Below are 15,680 nucleotides of genomic sequence, written 5' to 3' on the forward strand. Positions count from 1 at the left end.
GGGGTCGTGAGTGCGAAAGCCGGTTCCAGCCGGTTTACGCACTCACGACCCCTGTGCGGCAGACCCGTTCGGGGGTGGTGATGAGAAGGTGGTGGGGTGAGTGGTTTTGAGCGTTGCCCTTGTGGGCTTGGTGAGCCTTTTTCTGAATGTTGTGGTCGGGTGATTTCTGGGGAGGGGCGGGCTGGGACCGCTGAGCTGTTGATGCGGTCTCGGTTCAGCGCTTTTGCTGTTGGAGATGTTGAGTACTTGTTGGCTTCTTGGCATCCCGATACTCGGCCGGCCGACGTCGAGCTCGATCCTGAGCAGCGGTGGGTGCAGTTGGAGATTCTGGATCGGAGCGGTGGTGGGCCGTTCGATTCGGAGGGGACTGTTCGGTTCCGGGCGCATTACCGGTTGCCGGGTGAGAAGGGGACGTTGACGGAGAACAGCCGCTTCAAGAAGGAGGGCGGGGTTTGGTTCTACGTCGACGGTGATCACGAGTAATCGCTCACGATCGGCGGTCGGTGCGCCTCCGGCGGTGTTCGAAGGAACTAGACTTCGTCGAGTGGCGGAATACCGGATCGACGATCTTGCTCGGGCAGCTGGGACGACGGTGCGCAACGTGCGCGTCTACCAGGACCGGGAACTGCTGCCACCACCCCGGCGGCAGGGGCGGACGGCGATCTACTCCGACGCGCACCTGGTCCGGCTGCGGCTGGTCATCAACATGCTCGAGCGCGGTTACGCGTTCGCGCAGATCAAGGAGATGCTCTCGGCGTGGGAGGCCGGTCGCAGCCTCGGGGACGTGCTTGGACTTGAAGAGGTCGTCGGCGAGTCCTGGGCGGATGAAGCCCCGCGCGCCGTCACCACCACCGAGCTGCGCAGGCAGTTCGGCAAGCAGCTCAGCCCCCACAACGTCAAGCGCGCGATCGAGCTGGGTCTGCTGGAGCGTCGCGGTCGCAGCTTCGTCTCGCCCAGTCCGCAGCTGCTGGACGCCGGAACCGAGCTGGTCAGCCTCGGCGTCCCGCTCAGCGAGGTGCTCGACCTGGCCGAACAGCTCCAGCAGGACATCGACCACGTCGCGGGCCACCTGGTGGAGATGGTCCGCAAGCACGTGCTGACCCGCCCGGTGCCGACGGAGGAAGAGGTCCCGTACTACAGCGACGTCCTCCACCGCCTGCGCCCGCTGGTGAAATCAGCCCTCAACGCCGCCGCGGCGCGCTCGGCGGCCCGGGTCATCCCCGAGGTTCTCGGCGACCGCCTGATCGAAATGCTCGACAACCCCGAAGACCAGGCCAAACGCGCCTGACCCACTAGGCGGTCGCAGGGTCGGTTTCGCCTGAAACGCAGTTCCGGGCTCACCGTGTCGTTGCTGGAGCAGGGCCTGGTGGACGAGCTGCGGGTCTTGCTGCACCCGGTGCTGCTGGGGCGTGGCCGGAGCATGCTCGCGGGTTTGGGGGAGCGGCTCGACCTGACGGCCGGGGCGGTGACGGTGTTCCGCTCGGGCAACCTGCTCCTGCGCTACCGGCCGTCCGATCGCACCGGGTGATGGGTGTGTGAGACTCCTTGGCGCCCCAACCTGAGCGTCAGAGGACCCCATGAGCAACGCAGCACCCGAGACCGACACCGCCCGCTCCGCGACGGACCGCGTGGCGCGCGTGCTCACCGAGATCTTCGCGCCGTGGGTGATCGTGGTGCTGCTGCCGATGGCGGTGGCCTGGTGCGCGACCGCGAGCATCGGCCCGGCCGTGGGCTGGGGGCTGTTGGTCGCGGCGACCAGCAGCATCCTGCCGATGGGCGTGATCGTGTGGGGCGCGCGCACCGGGCGCTGGGACAGTCACCACGTGCGTGACCGCGCGGGCCGGTTCGTGCCGTTCATCGCGCTGATCGTGATGAGCCTGATCGGGCTGGGACTGCTGGTACTGCTGGAAGCGCCGTGGCTGCTGATCGTCCTGGACGTCGCGATGATCGTGTCGTTGCTGGTCACCGGCGGTATCACGGTCTGGTGGAAGGTGTCGATGCACTCGGCGGTGGCTTCGGGCGCGGTGGTGATTCTCGCGGTGCTCTTCCACCCGGTGTGCTGGGCGCTGATGCTGGTGGTCGCGGCGATCTCCTGGTCCCGCGTCCACCTCCGCGACCACACGACGGCCCAGGTCACCGCCGGAGCGATCGTGGGAGCGATCATCGGCGGCGGCCTGTTCACCACCCTCATCTGAGTGCCGGTTACGGCGTGGGGTCGGGGAGGTCGGCTTGGGCTTGGGTGCGGATCGTTTCGACGATCGGTGAGCGGTCTGCTGCTCGGCTGACTTGGATCAGCCAGCGTGCCTCGGTGGTGGTGTCCGAGGCCACACCTCGGTACGGCGCGCTGGTCTCGTCCGGTTCCGGCTGGTGGCGGTGCCCCACGGCGCGGGCGTCCAGGGCGGTGACCAGGCACGCTGCTTCGACGGTCTGGTGAGTCGTCCGCTCGTCCAAGCAGGCTTCCTCGGCGGCGCTTCGTGCCCAGCTGCTCGCGGAGGGGTGGGCGTAGGGGCGCAGGACCAGCTGGGCGTCGCGGATCTCCACCACCCGGCGGTACAGCGCGAACTGCGCGTTCGGCGCGACCATCCCGGCGGGCAGGGTGATCTGCGGAAGCTCGTCGGCCAGCCGATTCCACAGTGGACGCAACTGCTGAGCCTGGTGCTTGGCGCGCAACCACGCGAACGGCAGTCCCACTCGCGGCCCCCACACGGGCATGGTGGCGCCGATGGCCACCAGCGCCACGCACGCCGCGGCACACGATCCGCCGATCGGGTCCAGGATCCCGGGCTGATACCCGGCCAGCGCGCGCAAAGCCGCGGCGATCTTGCTCGCCGCCCAGATCCCCGACGCCACGCAGCCCGCTTGGATCGTGCGGAGACCGGCCCGCAACCAGCGGCGATCGGTCTGGGAGATGTAGCGGCGGAGGAACCAGCCGAACGCGAGCGTGGCCCATCCGATGTAGAGCGAGAACACCGTCAGGTAAGCCGCCACCGCCGGCCGATCGGCGAACACGGCCAGGAACTCCGGGTGGAACGGAATGCCCGCCGCGAGCATCAACGCCACCATGCTGACCGCCGCGAGCCCGGCCACCAGCACTTGAAGCCGCATCACGCGGCGCGCCTTCGCATCCTCGTGCACCAGATGCGCCAGCAACCCGTGGACGCACACCGCCGCCACCACGGCCAGCATGTTCGCCGCGAGACGACCGGAGTTCGGCACGGGTTCCCAGGTCGCCACCCAGGTCAGCGAGGACGTCGCGACCAGCGCCGCCGACAATCCGACCGCACCGATGGCGCCGCACAGGTACAGCACGCTCGGTGTCAGCGAATGCCGGGACTGGACGAGTTTGGCGACGGCGGCCAGCACCGCGATGAGACCTGCGGCTTGCAGGATGATGCTGGTCATCGGCGTTTCTCGGGTTCTCGTCGCGCGTTGTCGAAAGTCGCCTGGATCTCGCGCAGAGTGCGCCCGGACTTCGCGTCGATCTTGCGCACGCGGCGGACGGGCGCCGGGGCGCGGCCCGCGCGGTACAGGTAGAGGCTGGCCACCAGTTCGGCCTCCTGCTCGGTGGTGGCGTCGAAGGCCGAGCGGCCGAGCACGCTCTGCACCAGGTCTCGCGGCAGGTCCGGCACCAGCGCTGCGACCAGCGGAGAGTCGGCGAGCTTGGTGTCGGAGTGCCCGCACACCAGGTGCGCGACCTCGTGCAGGATGATGTGCTCCTCGTGCAGCGGGGTGCTCGGCAAGTAGCCGATCACGTCCCGGTCGGCGAACGAGACCAGCGCCCCGCACGGCGCGTCCGATTCCACAGTGGCCACTCGGCGCAGCTCGATCGGCCGCCCGCGGAGCTCGGAGAGTTCGCCGATGAACGTCTCCAGATCCCAAGGCGAGGGCAGGGGCAGGGCGGCCGCCAGCTCCTGGCACCGGGCCGCCAGATCGCGCTGTTGCGACGGCTTCACACTGCGATTCTGGCTCATGACCAGCACCAGGCGGGCGCAGCGGAACGGCTCGTGATCAGGCTCATGCGTCATCGTGACCAGGGGTGGTGTTGGAGCGGCGCAGGTCTTCGACCACACCGCGGATGCGGTCGGCTTGAGTGGGGGTCAGGCCGCGCAGGCTCACCGACTCCACACCGCCTTCCTTCAGGCCGCGCAGCTCGACCAGCGTGGCCAGCTGCGTCCGGATCTTGTCGCCGTGCTCGCCGTCGTCGAAGGTGTCCAGCGGGACGCGGAAGAAGCCGGCCAGGGCCTTGAGGTGCTGCCAGCCGGGATTCGGTGATTCGCCGGAGAGGATCTTGTACAGCTGGGACAGCGAGATCCCGGTCGCCGTCGCGATCGCCTTGACCTCGTAGGGCTTCCCGGTCTCGGGGTTGGGGAAGGACTCCCGCAGCCACGCCAGCCGTTCGGCCAGGGCGGCACCAGGGTCTGTCATCACGATCACTCCGAAATCACAAGGCGCACCGCTTTGCCGATTGACGGATTCTCGCATCTAAGATTACCGTCTGTCGAGATTCCACGATCGTGGAATCCGCTGGGGGTGTGCCAGTCAGGACGCGGTACGGCGTGAGGGTCGCGTCCTGCCTGGCACCCAAGCCTCGCTCGACCAGGTGTGAGCGCCATCGCAAGCGCGTTGGCCGCCGTGTTGATGCCGAAAGCTCCAATCCGTCCAATCCGGACTTCTGCGATGCGGCCTCGGCCTACTCGCCCCCGAAGCGCTCCAGACCGGTGACGCGCAACAGCTGCAGGGCGGTGGCGTCGGGAGTGCCCGGCGCAGCCGAGTAGATCAACATCGTTTGATCGGTTTCCGGCACCTGGACGACGTCGCAGTCCAGGGTGAGCGCGCCGAGCTCCGCGTGGACGACGGTCGTGGTCGCCGAACGCAGCTGCCCGGATCGCCCCGCCTGCCACAGCTCGTCGAACCGCGGGCTGCCGGAGCGCAGTTCGGTGATGAGCCGGTCGAGCTCGGGGTCCGCCGGGTAGCGGGCTTGCGCCGCCCGCAGGCAACCGACGCAGTCAGCGGCCGTCGAATCCTCCTGCTTCGCGGCGACTTCGCCGAGATCGGTGCCGAGGAACCGGCGGCGGATGAGGTTGCGCTGACCGAGCGGTGCCGCGGAGAGGTCCCCGAACAGTGCGGTGGCCGCGGAGTTCCAGGCGAGGACATCGGACTTGGCGGACAGCACGAGGGCGGGCAGGTCCGCCAACCGGTCCAGCAGCCGGAGCGCGCTCGCGGGGACCAGCATCGGAACGTGCCCGGCTTGCGGCGGTTCGGAACCGGCGAGCCGGAACACCGTGTCCCGGTCGGCATCGCTCAGCCGCAGCGCCCTGGTCAGCGCGCTGAGCACCTGGGCGGAGGGCTTGGGGCCGCGGCCCTGCTCCAACCGGACCACGTAGTCGATGCCGAGGCCCGCCAGCTGGGCGACCTCTTCGCGCCGCAGCCCGGGGACCTGCCTGCGGTGGCCCGCGGGCAGGCCGACATCGGCGGGCTTGAGGCGCGAACGCGCGGTGCGCAGCACGGCTGCCAGCTCATCTCGGTCCACGCAGGGATTCTGCCGCAGCGGCGGCGCACGGGGGTGGTACTGCCGGTCCCATTCCCGAGCGGTCCTGGCGCAGGAACGATCCGGTCGTGATGCTGGGAACCGGTGTCGCTGGAAGAGGAGGAACGGTGGATTCATCTGCGGCGAAGGGGATTCTGTCGATCGGGCTGGACCCGGGCGACCTCGATTACACCCGCTACCCGGACCTCGACGAAGCCGCGCTGAGGTCGCGCATCGAGTCGGCGAACGCGGACTTGCGCGAATCGGGCTTCGACGTCGTGCCGTGCCTGGTGCCGGCCGATCCGGACGAGGCGGCGGTGAAGGTGCGCGAGCGCGTCGCTGCTGGGGCGTTCCGGGTTGCGATGATCGGTGGCGCAGTTCGGATGGCACCCGAGCACACGTTGTTGTTCGAGCGGCTCGTGAACGTGCTCAACGAGACGTGCCCCGGAATCGTGTTCTGCTTCAACACCTCGCCGGAAACCACCATCGACGCGTTGCGCCGCTGGGCGTGACGGGATCCGGGTTCGGCCGTTGTGGTGGGTGGGTGCAGAATCCCGCGCATGACGACGGGACTTCAGGCGGCAGCCCGGCGGCTGGCGCTCGGCGTGCGCGCCGGTGCCGGACACAGTGGACCGGCGGTCGTGTGGTTGCGCATCGATGGCGGCGCAACGCAGATCACGCGCCCGGTCGGCGTTGACGTCGACCTCGAACCCGACTTCTTCGACGCCAAGTCGGCGCTCACCGAACTTCTTCCGGTGCCGACCGGTGGTCGCCCGCTGGTCGTGGAGTTGGTCGTCCGCGACTCCGGATTCGAGCTCGCCTGCAGCACGGCGCTGGAGTCGGTGGCCGGCGTGGTGCTCGACGACGGCTTCCGGCTGCCAGCCCATCCGTTACCGGGGATGCCGCTGCCAGCAGCGTCGAAGCACACCGGAGTGCCCACCGACCCGGCCGCGCTCGCCGGGATTTCCGCTCTGTTCCGCGAGTTCGTCGAGCGGTACCAGGAGATCAAGGGGCGACCGCCGGCATTGCGGCCCGGCTATTCCGAGCAGGAGATCGCCGCGGCCGAAGCCGAGCTGGGCGCCCGGTTGCCGGAAGACCTGCGCGCGCTCTACCGGATGACCAGGGACGACGTGTCGGAGACCGGACTGCTCGGCCGGTACTCGCCGTACCCGCTGGACCACGTCGTCGAGTACCACCAGCCGGGTTCGCTCGGCTGGAACGACGGCCCGTTCGACGACGCCGTGGTCTTCGAGTCGGACCCGCCGGACACCATCAAGCGCCTTTCCCGCAACGACTGGTGGATCACGTTCGCCACCGACTTCGCGATGAACAACCTCGCGGTCGACCTCGACCCGGCCGAGCGGGGCAGGCCCGGTCAGATCTTCGAGTACGGCCGCGACGTCCACGGCCCGCCGGACTACTACGCGAAATCCGTGACGGAGATCCTGGCCGGCGTCGTCGAAGCCCTCCGCGAAGGCGACTACGTCGACGAAGACCCGGACGAGGACTACCTTCAGACCTACGCCGACTTCGGCGGAGCGGGATTCGGTGAACGGGTCTACCACGACTTCGGAACCCTGGACCTGGCCGAGATCGTGGAGGGCGCCGACGACGCCCAGCGCATCTACATCAACGACGCGGTAACCCTCGACCTGGCAGCACTGGCCCCGCTCCGGAACCTCCGAGAACTGCTGGTCAACCGCGCGAAAGCGGTCATCCCGACGCTGGGCGATCTACCCGCACTGGAGTCCCTGACGATCGAGGCGGACCGGATCGACCTCCACGCCCTGGCGGACCAGCCGACGATCTGGGACCTCAAGCTCGCCGGTGCGGTCGAACCGCTGGACATCGCAGTGCTCCGCACCTTGCCCGCCCTGACCAGGCTGGACCTGTCGGACACCGACGTCGAGGACATCACCCCGATCGCAGAACTCCCCAACCTGCGCGTGCTGATCCTCAACGCGGCGCAGTGGAACGCCCTCCGCGAGGCAGACCTCCGCCCAGCGAACCTCGCGGCAGCCGAACGAGCAGGAACCGGATCGCTCCGCGATACGGCGGACTGGTGTGAATGGCTCACCGGACAACCGATCCCACTCACCACCGTCTCCGGCTCCATCAGCTGAACGTGACGCGGTGAAGGGCGCCTTTGCAGGTCAAAGACGCCCTTCAGCGCGGGGTGCGGCCGGGCGGTGTCGGGGAGGGAGCGATCCCGCCCGGCCGCTCGGCTCGATGCTCGGGGGAGGTGCATCGAGCCGGGTTCAGAGGCGTCGCAGGGATTCCAGGACGCGGTGTTGGAGTTCCAGCGGGGGAACTTCGGGTGGGGATTCGGGCCACTGCGGTGGTGGTTCCGGGGCTGGCTCGCGGAGGTGGTGCCTGCCGGCGGAATCGGCGCGGCGGGCTTCGGATTCCACGTGCTCGATCAGCTGCCAGACGTTCGTCGCGCCTTCGCCCGCACCCGCGTGCTGGGGGAGTCGTCGGCGGTGGACGTGCATCAGCGTCATGCCGGTGAGCAGCGAGAACAGGCAGGCCAGGGCGGTCAGCAGTGGCGACATCAGTTGGTTCCTCCTGGTTGGTCGATCGTGGTCGGCGGGATTTCGCGCAGCAGGCGGACGACTTCTTCGAGCGCGGTGGCCGTAGCGTCGACGTCGACGGTGTCCAGCTGATCGGCTCCGGCGCTGAACGCGAGGTCGTCGATGAGCCACTGGGCGCGACGCAGGAACACTGCCAAGGCAACAGGTTTCGAGCTCACGGCTCGACACCGGCGAGCCGCCGCGCCTCCCGGTTGCACGCCACGCAGGTGCCCCACAACCAGGCCAACTCGCTGTTGTCGGCAGAAACAACCTGCTGGCAAAGCGTTTCAACCTCGGTCCCGCTCGGATAGGCGCACCCGACCGGCTTCTCGTCCAAACTCGCATGCCGCTGCCCTGCAGCAGGCGCCCAATGAAACGGATACATCGGCGACCCCCGAAAAAGTGCTGGTGCATCTGGTGTGCACCAGCATGCACCACACTGTTTTGCCTGCACAATGCCACTATTCGGTGATCCAAATATGGCCGCGAAAAGCTAGGATTGGTGCATGGCTCGCACCACTGGAGGAAGTCCGAAAGCTCGAATTGTCGGCGCTGAACTGCGACGGGCTCGCGAGGAATATGACATAGGCGTGCGGGAACTGGCCCGAAAGCTCGGGATGGACCACTCGAAGCTGTCTCGCTGCGAGAGCGGAAGGACTACCGCCACACCGGAGTTCGTGGCCAGCGTGCTCGCGGCTATTGGCGTGCCGGAGGCTGAACGGGAGCGCGTGATCGAGCTGGCGCGCGGGGCCGATCGGACCAACTGGTTGTCTCCCGGCGTGCCAGGGACGAACCACGAGCTGACCACGTTGATCGAGTTCGAGAAGACCGCTGAGGAGATTACGGAGGTCTCGCCTTTCGTCATCTCCGGATTGCTTCAAACGTCTGACTACGCCCGCGCGGTGATGACCTCAGGTGTTGCAGAGCCGCCCAGCGACCTCGAAGCACGTGTGATGCTGCGCGTTGGTCGGCGCGATGTGTTGACCCGCAAGAAAGGCCCGCACTTCACGTTCCTGGCGATGGAGACGGCACTTCACGCTAAGATCGGTGGGGCGGTTGTCATGGCTGACCAGCTTCGACAGATCGTGAACATGGCGGAGTGGCCGAGCGTGACGGTCCAGGTGATCCCGGCGGACTTGGATGTCTGGCATCCAGCGCTCAACGGTTCCTACATCCTGTTCGAGTTCCCGACGTCGGGACCGATCGTTCATCTGGAGCAGTACGCCTCCGCGGCGTTTCTCCATGAAAGCGAGCAAACCGATGTCTATCGGTCGGCGACGGATACCCTGCGCGAGCTGGCGATGAGTCCGGCTGAGTCGGTCAGGCTCATCGCTGAGGTCGCCGAGGAGATGGAGGGCCAGGCATGACCACGGAGCCAACTGGCTGGCGAAAGTCGAGCCGTTCACATCAGCAGACTGCGTGCGTTGAAGTTGGTCGTATCGAAGGAAATTGGCGGAAGTCCAGTCGCTCTACCCAGCAAGAGACCTGCGTCGAGGTCGCGCCGGCCACCTACGGCGCGGCGGTTCGGGACTCGAAGGACCGGGCTGCCGGGTACTTCACGACGACCGCCGACCAGTGGCGGTTATTCGTCACCGCCGTCAAGGCGGGCCGCTTTGAAGGCTGAGCGCGTCGGAGGCCGTGAGTACTTTGGGCCGCTATGGCAGCCCAAAGTACTCACGGCCATTGACCAGCTGAAACACCTGGTTTGGCGGCTGTTTCGGTGAGATGGCCCAACTGGCGGCGCGGATTGCCGCCAGTTGGGCCATTTGAACGATTTCCCTCCCCCCGCACAGATCTTGCTGGCTACTCTCCGGGGTCGAAGCGTTGTGTCCCAACGTGATCCTGGGGGAACGCATGGACGGGAACATCCTCGACCCGGATGGCGCGCGGGAACGTTTGGCCGCGTGGAAGGGCCGGATCGAACAGCTCGCCGCTGACACCCGGACGATGAGCGATCGGCTGCAGGAGGTCCGGGTCACCGCGACCGACCCGAAAGGCCTGGTCGAGCTCACGATCGATTCGACCGGTGCGCTGGTGGACCTCAAGCTGACCAACCGGATGGAACGCACTGCCCCGGACGTGGTCTCCCGGACGATCATGGAGACCCTCGCGCAAGCGAAGAACCAGCTGGCCGACCGCTCCCAGGAGATCATCGCCGACACGGTCGGCACCGAGTCCCCGGCAGCCCGCGCGATCTCGGAATCCGTCGGGAACCACTTGCGCACCGCCCCGGCCGAAGAGAACGCTTCCGCCCCGGAACCCGACGTCGAGGACGACAACTCGAACCAGTCGTTCATGGAGAAGTGGTGACCGTGGGCGATGGGTACAACGTCAGTGCCGAGCAGATCCGCCAGCACGCGAGCAGAGTCGAAGAGATCCAGGCGCGCTTCGACGCGGTGAAGTCCGCCAGCGCGAACATCAGCCAGAACCACGAGGCCTACGGACTCCTGTGCGGGTGGATCTCCGGGGTGCTCGAAAGCCGGCACACCAGGCAGGACGAACTGGTCGACTTCGTCGCGGAGAACCTCTCGCTCGCGGCTGATTCGCTGCGCGCCGCAGCCGACGACTACGAGAGCCTCGACGCGGAACACGCGGACATGATCCAGACGTCCGGCGGTGACATGCCATGAGCGACGACTCGCTGGTCGCGCCGGTCGAGTCGACCCGCCAGCCCTGGACCGGTTCCGGGATGGCCGAAGGCATCGAGGGCCTGGTCAACGCGATCCAGAGCGAGGACTGGGTCGCCGGCGCGATGGCTGGCGTGGGGCTCGGCCTCGAAGTCGCCTCGGCCGTGCTGGATCCCTTCAGCGCGCTGCTGTCCAACGGCATCGGCTGGGCCATGGAGTACTTCGAGCCCCTGCGCGAAATCCTCGACGAGCTGGCCGGCATGCCGGACGTGGTCAAATCCCACGCCGCGACCTGGAACAACATGGCCGAAGAACTGGGCGCCATGTCCGCGGACCTCCAATCGAGCCTCGAGAGCGACCTGCCCGATTGGCAAGGCGAGGCCGCCGAGGCGTACCAGGCGATGATGGCCAACAACGTGGAAGCCATCGGCGGCCTGGCCGCGATCTCGGCCGCGATGTCCTCGGCCACCGAAGGCGCGGGCGGCCTGGTCGAGATGACCCGCGAAATCGTCCGGGACCTGATCGCCGACCTGGTGGCCCGAGTGATCGTGTGGGCCGTCGAAGCGATCTTCGTGGTGACGATCCCGGTGATCGCGGCCCAGATCGTCGCCGCGGTCGTCAAATGGGTCGGCCGCATCTTCACCTACGTCACCAGCCTGATCGACAGCCTGACGAACCTGAGCAAGCTCCTGAGCGGATGAGGGGGAATCCGTGGCGCCGAGAAAGTCCAGAGGCGGAGATGGAGGCGGCGACGGGGGAAGCCCCCAGACGAAGCCCCCGCAGAAGGTCGGAGGCATAGACGCGAGCTCCAGCGTCTCCAAAGCCCAAGACGCAACCCACCAAGCAGCCCAAGGAGGCCGCTCAAGCTCCAACGGCCAAAACCCCACCACCCCAGCGGGCAACACCCCGCCAAAGTCCGACCCGCCTGCGGACCTTACGAAGCCCGGCGGCAAGGACGACACCCCACTCCACGAGAAGTCCAACGACCCGCAGAATCCGACGACAGACGCGGACAACCGAAACACCAAGGGCGACCCGATCGACATCGCCACCGGCGAGATGATCTCGCAGCAGACTGACGTGGAGCTGCAAGGTCTCCTACCACTGGTGCTGAAGAGAACCCACCTCTCGTCGTACCGGGTGGGACTGCGCTTCGGCCCGTCTTGGACGTCCACGCTGGACCAACGGCTGGAACTCGGTAGCGCTGGTGTGTCGTTCGCCGCCGAGGACGGCAAGCTGCTACTGGCCCCCGCTCCTGCCGTCAACGCGACCGTGCGGTTCGCCGGCTCGCTCCACGAACTCACCCGAAACGAAGACGGCAGCTACACCCTCACCGAGTTCGACAGCGGCCGGAAGCTGTTCTTCGCACGAGGTGACCGGGTGCTGCCGCTGACTTCGATCGTGGATCGCAACGGTCACCGAGTCGATTTCGAATACGACGCGGCCGGAACGCCCGTGGAGGTGCGGCATTCCGGTGGTTACCGCATCCGCTTCGATTCCGAAGACGGTCTGGTGACGGCGCTGCACCTCCGCGAAGCGGACAACGGCGACGACGTGCTGCTGATGCGCTACGTCTACGAAGACCGGCGGCTCATGGAGGTGGTCAACGCCTCGGGCCTGCCTATGCGCTTCACCTATGACAATGCAGGGCGTATCACCAGCTGGACCGACCGCAACGACAAGTGGTACCGCTTCGTCTACGACGCTGAAGGCCGTGTGGTGGTGGGTGAGGGCTCCGGTGGGTTCCTCAGCGGCACCATGAAGTACGACCGCGAGAACCGGATCACTACTTGGACGGACTCGCAGGGTGCCCGCACCACCTACCACCTCAACGAATCGGGTCAGACGGTCCGCGAGATCGACCCGCTGGGCGGCGAAACTCTGTCCGAGTGGGACGCGTACGACCACCTGCTCTCCCGGACCGACCCGCTCGGCCGAACGGTCCGCTACGACTACGATGAAAACGGCAACCTGGCTGCTGTCACGCGTCCGGACGGCAGTCAGTCTCGGTTCGAGTACAACGATCTCCGGCTTCCCGCCACGATCATCGCGCCGGACGGCTCGGTGTCGCGGCGCGAGTACGACGAGCGCGGAAACCTCACCAAGGCGATCGATCCAGTCGGTGCCGTGACCAGCTACGCGTACGACGAGCACGGTCATCTGACGAGCATCACCGATGCGTTGGGCAATGTGCGCCGGGTCGAGACCGATGCGGCGGGTTTGCCGGTCGCAGTGACCGATTCGCTGGGCAGCACAACTCGGTACCTGCGCGACGGATTCGGCCGTGTCACTGAAGTGGTCGATCCGCTGGGCGCCACCACGCGGCTCGGCTGGACTGTTGGCGGTAAGCCCGCGTGGCGAACGCAGCCGGACGGGGCGACCGAGCGCTGGATCTACGACGGGGAAGGAAATCTCCGTATCCACGTCGATGCCTTGGGCCAGGAAACCCATACCGAGGTCACGCATTTCGACCTTCCCTCGGCGGAGATCCGACCGGACGGAACGCGCCTGAAGTTCGACTACGACACCGAACTCCGCCTGGTCAGCGTCACCAACGAGCTCGGCGCGGTGTGGCGCTACGACTACGACGCGGTGGGGAATCTGGTCCAGGAAACGGACTTCAATGGCCGCGTGGTCGCTTATCAGCACGACGCTGCCGGACAGCTGGTCGTACGCACCAACGGCGTCGGCGAAACCACTTACTTCGCCCGAGATGTCTTCGGCAACGTGATCGAGCGCCGCAGCGGTGCGGTCACAGCGACGTTCACCTACGACCCGCTGGGGCGTCTGGTCGAAGCGATGGACCGCGACACGCAGGTGACGTTCCAGCGAGACGCGGGCGGGCGCGTCCTCCTCGAAACCATCAACGGTCGCTCCGTCGCCTCGGTTTATGACGCGCTGGGCCGCCGGATTCGCCGTCGCACGCCTTCCGGGGCGGAAAGCGTGTGGGAATACGACGGGAACGACCGACCCGTCGCGTTGCACACTGCCGGACGCACACTGCGCTTCGGCTACGACAGCGCCGGGCACGAGATCCAGCGCCACCTCGGGCCCGAGGCGGTCTTGGCACAGGCCTGGGACGCTAACCACCAGCTGCTCTCGCAAACGATCATTGGTGCGGCCGGTCGGCAGATCCAGCGGCGGTCCTACACCTACCGCGCCGACGGATTCCTGACAGGGCTAGACGACCAGCTCACCGGCCCGCGCACGTTCGAACTCGACAGCGCGGGACGCGTTACCGCGGTCACTGGAACGGGCTGGACCGAGCGCTACGCCTACGATGCGGCGGGCAACCTTACCCACGCATCGTGGCCGACGCCGCCCAGCGCGGATGCCGAGGAACAAGGTGACCGTGAGTACAGTGGCACCCTGATCCGCCGCGCGGGCAAGGTTCGTTACGAGCACGATGCTCAGGGACGTGTCGTCCTGCGACAGCGCAAGCGCCTGTCCCGCAAGCCCGACACCTGGCGCTACTTCTGGGACGCTGACGACCGCCTCGTCGAAGTGCTCACTCCGGACGGCGCGTGCTGGCGCTACCGCTACGACCCCTTAGGCCGCCGCGTCGCCAAGCAGCGCCTCACCCCAGATGGCTCAGGTGTGCTGGAGCAGATCGAGTTCATCTGGGACGGCACGGTTCTGGCGGAACAAGCCCACACCAATGGAATCCCCAACGGGCCCAACCTCGGCGACGTCAGGGTCACGGTCTGGAACTACGAACCAGGCACCTTCCGTCCCTTGGCCCAAACCGAACGATCCCAGCTCCGCAACGCGCCTCAGCAGTGGATCGACGAACAGTTCTACTCAATCATCACCGACCTCGTCGGTACCCCAAAAGAACTGATCAACGACCAAGGCGGAATCGCCTGGTTCCACCGAACAACCCTCTGGGGCATTACCACGGAGCAATCCCGCGCCGGCGCCTGTACCCCACTGCGCTTCCCAGGCCAGTACGCAGATCCGGAGACGGGATTCAACTACAATTTCCACCGCCACTACGACGCGGTGACCTCCAGGTACACGAGCAACGATCCGCTGGGCCTTGGAGCAGGACCCCAGCCGTACAGCTTTGTTCGTAACCCTTCCATCCATGGTGATCCACTTGGTCTCTCTCAGGAAAAAGTCGATCCTAATAAGATCAATTTCTCTCAGCGGACCATTTCGGAAAACAACTATGATGATCTGATGCGGTCTGGGGAATGGAATTGGGATCGATCTGGTCCACTGCGTGTTATGGAGGTGGATGGGCAACTTGTCTCATATGACAACAGGCGTCTGAATGCGGCAAGAGAAGCAGGTCTCGCGGAAGTGCCGATCCAGCGCGTAAATCCCAATGATCCGCATCCTGACTCCAGCACTGGAAAAACGTGGGGCGAGATGTTCAAAAAACGCTTTAATGACCGTCGGAATATTCGCGAGGGCGGACCGGTTCCCGAAGCTGGACTTAAGGAGCAGCCAATCGTAAAATGCAAGGGATGAATACGATTTCTGATCTGTGGGGCGCTGAGCAGCTCCCGATACGTGACGGCCTATACATGGTCGCTGGGGAATCTTACGTGCTTCGAGTGGATGCAGAAGTCCCGGAGGGGTTTCAAGTACTCGAAGAATTTGACCTCGGTGAGTGGCTGCGTGCCAACCCTGATGAGCTGACTTGGGTTTACGTTACGCACACCATTAAAATTGACTCAGGTTACTTGTGCTGCGGTGAAGGGTCGTACGGGTCAGAAGGATTCTTCGCCAGGCTTGATACCAGCGAGCGGCTGGTATGGGCTGTATACCTAGAAGAATCCAATCCATTCGTTGAAATTTCGATTGACGACAATCGGGCCATCTTTAAATCAAGCTCAGGCATCACTGTGACTGTGGATTTGGAAGACCCTATTTTCAATCTTCGCAAATAGGGATTTTCTGCCTCGTTTCCGCGGGTGGACCCGATTCGCTGGTGACTCAGCCTGTCGA

The 15,680-nt window shown here is 66.1% G+C and carries 20 protein-coding genes; 13 read left to right on the forward strand and 7 right to left on the reverse strand.

Going from position 1 to position 15,680, the window contains the following annotated elements:
- Positions 1-96: 96 nt before the first annotated feature.
- The 4 genes from ACWCO2_RS27715 to ACWCO2_RS27730 all read left to right on the forward strand — a co-directional run bounded on the left by ACWCO2_RS27715 (position 97) and on the right by ACWCO2_RS27730 (position 2,195).
- Positions 97-483 (forward strand): YchJ family protein, encoded by a 387-nt coding sequence (locus ACWCO2_RS27715; RefSeq protein ID WP_450130710.1) that lies wholly within the window; start codon positions 97-99, stop codon positions 481-483.
- 61 nt (positions 484-544) lie between these two features.
- Complete coding sequence (locus tag ACWCO2_RS27720; RefSeq protein WP_450130711.1) at positions 545-1,288, forward strand: MerR family transcriptional regulator; 744 nt, start codon at positions 545-547, stop codon at positions 1,286-1,288.
- Positions 1,289-1,318: 30 nt separating this feature from the next.
- On the forward strand, positions 1,319-1,528 hold the full coding sequence (locus tag ACWCO2_RS27725) for a dihydrofolate reductase family protein (RefSeq protein ID WP_450130758.1): 210 nt from the start codon (positions 1,319-1,321) through the stop codon (positions 1,526-1,528).
- Between the two features lie 49 nt (positions 1,529-1,577).
- Positions 1,578-2,195, forward strand: coding sequence for a hypothetical protein (locus ACWCO2_RS27730; protein ID WP_450130712.1), 618 nt, complete (start codon positions 1,578-1,580; stop codon positions 2,193-2,195).
- A 7-nt stretch (positions 2,196-2,202) separates the two neighbouring features.
- Here the strand turns inward: ACWCO2_RS27730 and ACWCO2_RS27735 are convergent, their stop codons facing one another.
- The 4 genes from ACWCO2_RS27735 to ACWCO2_RS27750 form a co-directional block, all read right to left on the reverse strand.
- On the reverse strand, positions 2,203-3,402 hold the full coding sequence (locus tag ACWCO2_RS27735) for an MAB_1171c family putative transporter (RefSeq protein WP_450130713.1): 1,200 nt from the start codon (positions 3,400-3,402) through the stop codon (positions 2,203-2,205).
- Positions 3,399-3,953 (reverse strand): hypothetical protein, encoded by a 555-nt coding sequence (locus tag ACWCO2_RS27740; protein ID WP_450130714.1) that lies wholly within the window; start codon positions 3,951-3,953, stop codon positions 3,399-3,401. The genes ACWCO2_RS27735 and ACWCO2_RS27740 overlap by 4 nt, the downstream gene beginning before the upstream one ends.
- Positions 3,954-4,014: 61 nt before the next feature.
- Complete coding sequence (locus ACWCO2_RS27745) at positions 4,015-4,425, reverse strand: helix-turn-helix domain-containing protein (protein ID WP_450130715.1); 411 nt, start codon at positions 4,423-4,425, stop codon at positions 4,015-4,017.
- A 265-nt stretch (positions 4,426-4,690) separates the two neighbouring features.
- Positions 4,691-5,530 carry a helix-turn-helix transcriptional regulator gene (locus tag ACWCO2_RS27750; protein WP_450130716.1) on the reverse strand — a complete coding sequence of 280 codons (840 nt, stop codon included), beginning with the start codon at positions 5,528-5,530 and terminating at the stop codon, positions 4,691-4,693.
- 125 nt (positions 5,531-5,655) lie between these two features.
- Between ACWCO2_RS27750 and ACWCO2_RS27755 the strand changes: the two genes are divergently transcribed.
- Both ACWCO2_RS27755 and ACWCO2_RS27760 read left to right on the forward strand, forming a co-directional pair.
- Positions 5,656-6,039 (forward strand): hypothetical protein, encoded by a 384-nt coding sequence (locus ACWCO2_RS27755; RefSeq protein ID WP_450130717.1) that lies wholly within the window; start codon positions 5,656-5,658, stop codon positions 6,037-6,039.
- Between the two features lie 48 nt (positions 6,040-6,087).
- Complete coding sequence (locus ACWCO2_RS27760; RefSeq protein WP_450130718.1) at positions 6,088-7,650, forward strand: SMI1/KNR4 family protein; 1,563 nt, start codon at positions 6,088-6,090, stop codon at positions 7,648-7,650.
- A gap of 135 nt (positions 7,651-7,785) precedes the next feature.
- Here the strand turns inward: ACWCO2_RS27760 and ACWCO2_RS27765 are convergent, their stop codons facing one another.
- Genes ACWCO2_RS27765 through ACWCO2_RS27775 form a run of 3 tightly spaced genes read right to left on the reverse strand, consistent with a single transcriptional unit; the run spans position 7,786 to position 8,482 of the window.
- The gene (locus tag ACWCO2_RS27765; protein WP_450130719.1) at positions 7,786-8,079 is read right to left on the reverse strand and encodes a hypothetical protein; all 294 of its coding nucleotides are present in this window, start codon (positions 8,077-8,079) and stop codon (positions 7,786-7,788) included.
- Positions 8,079-8,255, reverse strand: a complete 177-nt coding sequence (locus tag ACWCO2_RS27770; protein ID WP_450130720.1) for a hypothetical protein — start codon at positions 8,253-8,255, stop codon at positions 8,079-8,081. Before ACWCO2_RS27770 ends, ACWCO2_RS27765 begins: the two co-directional genes overlap by 1 nt.
- Positions 8,256-8,272: 17 nt before the next feature.
- Positions 8,273-8,482 (reverse strand): zinc finger protein, encoded by a 210-nt coding sequence (locus ACWCO2_RS27775; protein ID WP_450130721.1) that lies wholly within the window; start codon positions 8,480-8,482, stop codon positions 8,273-8,275.
- Positions 8,483-8,603: 121 nt separating this feature from the next.
- Between ACWCO2_RS27775 and ACWCO2_RS27780 the strand changes: the two genes are divergently transcribed.
- The 7 genes from ACWCO2_RS27780 to ACWCO2_RS27810 all read left to right on the forward strand — a co-directional run bounded on the left by ACWCO2_RS27780 (position 8,604) and on the right by ACWCO2_RS27810 (position 15,622).
- Positions 8,604-9,464: a helix-turn-helix domain-containing protein gene (locus tag ACWCO2_RS27780; RefSeq protein ID WP_450130722.1), complete on the forward strand. Its 861-nt coding sequence runs from the start codon at positions 8,604-8,606 to the stop codon at positions 9,462-9,464.
- Positions 9,461-9,721: a DUF397 domain-containing protein gene (locus tag ACWCO2_RS27785; protein ID WP_450130723.1), complete on the forward strand. Its 261-nt coding sequence runs from the start codon at positions 9,461-9,463 to the stop codon at positions 9,719-9,721. The genes ACWCO2_RS27780 and ACWCO2_RS27785 overlap by 4 nt, the downstream gene beginning before the upstream one ends.
- 230 nt (positions 9,722-9,951) lie before the next feature.
- Positions 9,952-10,407, forward strand: a complete 456-nt coding sequence (locus ACWCO2_RS27790; RefSeq protein WP_450130724.1) for a YbaB/EbfC family nucleoid-associated protein — start codon at positions 9,952-9,954, stop codon at positions 10,405-10,407.
- On the forward strand, positions 10,404-10,727 hold the full coding sequence (locus tag ACWCO2_RS27795; RefSeq protein ID WP_450130725.1) for a type VII secretion target: 324 nt from the start codon (positions 10,404-10,406) through the stop codon (positions 10,725-10,727). The genes ACWCO2_RS27790 and ACWCO2_RS27795 overlap by 4 nt, the downstream gene beginning before the upstream one ends.
- Positions 10,724-11,425 (forward strand): WXG100 family type VII secretion target, encoded by a 702-nt coding sequence (locus tag ACWCO2_RS27800; RefSeq protein WP_450130726.1) that lies wholly within the window; start codon positions 10,724-10,726, stop codon positions 11,423-11,425. The genes ACWCO2_RS27795 and ACWCO2_RS27800 overlap by 4 nt, the downstream gene beginning before the upstream one ends.
- A 358-nt stretch (positions 11,426-11,783) precedes the next feature.
- A complete protein-coding gene (locus ACWCO2_RS27805) occupies positions 11,784-15,200 on the forward strand; it encodes an RHS repeat-associated core domain-containing protein (protein WP_450130727.1) in 3,417 nt (1,138 codons plus the stop codon).
- Entirely contained in the window at positions 15,197-15,622 is a 426-nt protein-coding gene (locus ACWCO2_RS27810; RefSeq protein WP_450130728.1) for a hypothetical protein, read from the forward strand. The genes ACWCO2_RS27805 and ACWCO2_RS27810 overlap by 4 nt, the downstream gene beginning before the upstream one ends.
- Positions 15,623-15,680: the final 58 nt, after the last annotated feature.

This window comes from Saccharopolyspora sp. NPDC002376 (genome assembly GCF_053593195.1).

Coding starts and splice junctions, on each gene's coding strand:
- ACWCO2_RS27730 (WP_450130712.1), top strand. CDS start 1,578: ATGAGCAACGCAGCACCCGAGACCGACACCGCCCGCTCCGCGACGGAC.
- ACWCO2_RS27735 (WP_450130713.1), bottom strand. CDS start 3,402: ATGACCAGCATCATCCTGCAAGCCGCAGGTCTCATCGCGGTGCTGGCC.
- ACWCO2_RS27745 (WP_450130715.1), bottom strand. CDS start 4,425: ATGACAGACCCTGGTGCCGCCCTGGCCGAACGGCTGGCGTGGCTGCGG.
- ACWCO2_RS27760 (WP_450130718.1), top strand. CDS start 6,088: ATGACGACGGGACTTCAGGCGGCAGCCCGGCGGCTGGCGCTCGGCGTG.
- ACWCO2_RS27765 (WP_450130719.1), bottom strand. CDS start 8,079: ATGTCGCCACTGCTGACCGCCCTGGCCTGCCTGTTCTCGCTGCTCACC.
- ACWCO2_RS27775 (WP_450130721.1), bottom strand. CDS start 8,482: ATGTATCCGTTTCATTGGGCGCCTGCTGCAGGGCAGCGGCATGCGAGT.
- ACWCO2_RS27780 (WP_450130722.1), top strand. CDS start 8,604: ATGGCTCGCACCACTGGAGGAAGTCCGAAAGCTCGAATTGTCGGCGCT.
- ACWCO2_RS27785 (WP_450130723.1), top strand. CDS start 9,461: ATGACCACGGAGCCAACTGGCTGGCGAAAGTCGAGCCGTTCACATCAG.
- ACWCO2_RS27790 (WP_450130724.1), top strand. CDS start 9,952: ATGGACGGGAACATCCTCGACCCGGATGGCGCGCGGGAACGTTTGGCC.
- ACWCO2_RS27800 (WP_450130726.1), top strand. CDS start 10,724: ATGAGCGACGACTCGCTGGTCGCGCCGGTCGAGTCGACCCGCCAGCCC.
- ACWCO2_RS27805 (WP_450130727.1), top strand. CDS start 11,784: ATGATCTCGCAGCAGACTGACGTGGAGCTGCAAGGTCTCCTACCACTG.
- ACWCO2_RS27810 (WP_450130728.1), top strand. CDS start 15,197: ATGAATACGATTTCTGATCTGTGGGGCGCTGAGCAGCTCCCGATACGT.